At 59.6% G+C, this 3,120-nt stretch carries 1 protein-coding gene; it reads right to left on the bottom strand.

Annotated features, from left to right (window positions below):
* On the bottom strand, positions 1-3,120 hold a 3,120-nt coding region (locus CGA21_RS29630; RefSeq protein WP_317451706.1), incomplete at both ends, for an immunoglobulin-like domain-containing protein.

The raw sequence follows: 3,120 nt of genomic DNA, 5'->3' as shown, positions 1-3,120 counted from the left end.
TCAAGGTCACGGTCAGATCCTGCTTGAGGACCTGATCGACCTTGACGGTGAATTTCGGTGCAGCGTTTTCCAGCACGTCGCCGTTGCTTTCGATGCTGACGGTGATCTTGTCGCCTTGGTTGGCCGGGTCTTTTGGATCGCCCGAACCTGGCTCGTCGGTGACGGTGGTCGTGAACTGGTCCTGGCCGAGGGTCAGCTTCTCGAAGTTGTTGGCCGAGACCGACTCGAGTTTGTTGACGATCGCGTCCTGTCCGCCAGTGAAGATATCGTCCTTGGCGGTAACGACTGCAGTACCGCTGGTGCCGTTAGCCGGGATTTTCACCACGGTGCCGTCGGTCAGCGTGAACTCCAGAGGACCATGGCTGGCCATCGGCAGGCCGGAGGCGTTGGTCAGGGTCACGGTGTAGGTGATCTGGCCGCCTTCGGCGACGGTGGTTTTATCCACGGTCAGGGTGGCTTTTACTTCAGTGAGGGTGTCGTCGATGGTGACTTGGGCTTTGCCACCCAGCACCAGATTTTCGAACGACTTGCCGTCGACGGTGGCGTTGCTGACACCCACTTCAATGACCTGACCGTCTTTGTAGACGTCGTCACCCTGGGCTTTCAGCTCGTACGGCACGCTGGTGCTGCCGGCCTTGATCACCACGGTATCGCCGTTGCTCAAGGTCACGGTCAGATCCTGTTTCAGGACCTGATCGACCTTGACGGTGAATTTCGGTGCAGCGTTTTCCAGCACGTCGCCGTTGCTTTCGATGCTGACGGTGATCTTGTCGCCTTGGTTGGCCGGGTCTTTTGGATCGCCCGAACCTGGCTCGTCGGTGACGGTGGTCGTGAACTGCTCCTGGCCCAGGGTCAGCTTCTCGAAGTTGTTGGCCGAGACCGACTCGAGTTTGTTGACGATTGCATCCTGACCGCCGGTGAAGATGTCGTCTTTGGCAACCACCACAGCAGAGCCGCTGGTGCCATTGGTCGGGATCTTGATCTCGGTACCGTCGGTGAGCTTGAAGGTCAGCTCGCCGTGGCTGGCCATCGGCAGACCGGCGGCGTTGGTCAGGGTAACGGTGTAGGTGACCGAACCTCCTTCGGCGACGGTGGTTTTATCCACGGTCAGGGTGGCTTTCACTTCAGTGAGGGTGTCGTCGATGGTGACTTGGGCTTTGCCGCCCAGGACCAGGTTTTCGAACGACTTGCCGTCGACGGTGGCATTGCTGACACCCACTTCCACAACCTGACCGTCCTTGTAGACGTCATCGCCCTGGGCCTTCAGCTCGTACGGCACGCTGGTGCTGCCGGCCTTGATCACCACGGTATCGCCGTTGCTCAAGGTCACGGTCAGATCCTGCTTGAGGACCTGATCGACCTTGACGGTGAATTTCGGTGCAGCGTTTTCCAGCACGTCGCCGTTGCTTTCGATGCTGACGGTGATCTTGTCGCCTTGGTTGGCCGGATCTTTTGGATCGCCCGAACCTGGCTCGTCGGTGACGGTGGTCGTGAACTGGTCCTGGCCGAGGGTCAGCTTCTCGAAGTTGTTGGCCGAGACCGACTCGAGTTTGTTAACGATTGCATCCTGGCCACCGGTGAAGATGTCGTCCTTGGCGGTAACGACTGCAGTACCGCTGGTGCCGTTAGCCGGGATTTTCACCACGGTGCCGTCGGTCAGCGTGAATTCCAGAGGACCATGGCTGGTCATCGGCAGGCCGGCGGCGTTGGTCAGGGTCACGGTGTAGGTGATCTGGCCGCCTTCGGCGACGGTGGTTTTATCCACAGTCAGGGTGGCTTTTACTTCGGTGAGGGTATCGTCGATGGTGACTTGGGCTTTGCCGCCCAGGACCAGGTTCTCGAACGACTTGCCGTCGACGGTGGCGTTGCTGACACCCACTTCAATGACCTGACCGTCCTTGTAGACGTCGTCGCCCTGGGCCTTCAGCTCGTACGGCACGCTGGTGCTGCCGGCCTTGATCACCACGGTATCGCCGTTGCTCAAGGTGACGGTCAGGTCCTGTTTCAGGACCTGATCGACTTTCACCGTGAACTTCGGTGCAGCGTTTTCCAGTACGTCGCCGTTGCTTTCGATGCTGACGGTGATCTTGTCGCCTTGGCCCGATGGTTCGTCGGTGACGGTGGTCGTGAACTGGTCCTGGCCGAGGGTCAGCTTCTCGAAGTTGTTGGCCGAGACCGACTCGAGTTTGTTGACGATCGCGTCCTGTCCGCCAGTGAAGATATCGTCCTTGGCGGTAACGACTGCAGTACCGCTGGTGCCGTTAGCCGGGATTTTCACCACGGTGCCGTCGGTCAGCGTGAACTCCAGAGGACCATGGCTGGCCATCGGCAGACCGGCCGCGTTGCTCAGGGTCACGGTGTAAGTGATCTGGCCACCTTCGCTGACGCTAGTGCTGTCCACGATCAGCTTGGCGGTGACTTCGTTGATGGTGTCAGTTGTTTTAACGGTGGCCGCGGTGTTGTCGATCACCAGGTTCTCGAAGGTCTTGCCGGCCACGGATGCACCGGTGACGTTCAAGGTCAGGAACGATGGGTCTTGGTAGACGTCTTCGCCGTTGGTATCGCCGCTGTAGATCGCGCTGGTTTGACCCGCCGTGATCACCACCGACTTCCCGTTGCTCAGGGTGACGGTGAAGTCATCGGCCAGGACGCGGTTGATGCTGACGGTGAAGCTCGGCGCGTTGCCTTCCACCACGTCGCCGTTGGCGGCGATACCCACGGTGACCTTGTTGCCGGCGCCGTTCGCTTCGTCGCTGATGGTGACGCTGGTTTTATCGCTGCCGAGCACCAGGTTTTCGTAGTTGTTGCTGCCGCTGACACCGGTCAATTGATTGTCGATAACGACAGGTTGATCAACATACAGGTTGTTCGGCACTGGTACGCTGGTGCTGCCAGACGTTTGGTTGGCGGCGATGTTGATCACCGTGCCGTCGGTCAGGGTGAAGCTCAGGCCGCCGTGGTTATTCACCGGCAAGCCATCGGCGTTGCTCAGGGTCACGGTGTAGGTGATCTGGCCACCTTCGCTGACGCTGGTGCTGTCCACGGTCAGCTTGGCCACCACGTCATTCGTAGTGTCGGTGGTGTTCACCGTGGCCGCGGAGTTGTCGATCACCAGGTTCT

It is taken from the genome of Pseudomonas sp. PSB11, assembly GCF_014596605.1.
GTDB lineage: Bacteria > Pseudomonadota > Gammaproteobacteria > Pseudomonadales > Pseudomonadaceae > Aquipseudomonas > Aquipseudomonas umsongensis.
This window is presented reverse-complemented; position numbering and strand designations above follow the sequence as displayed.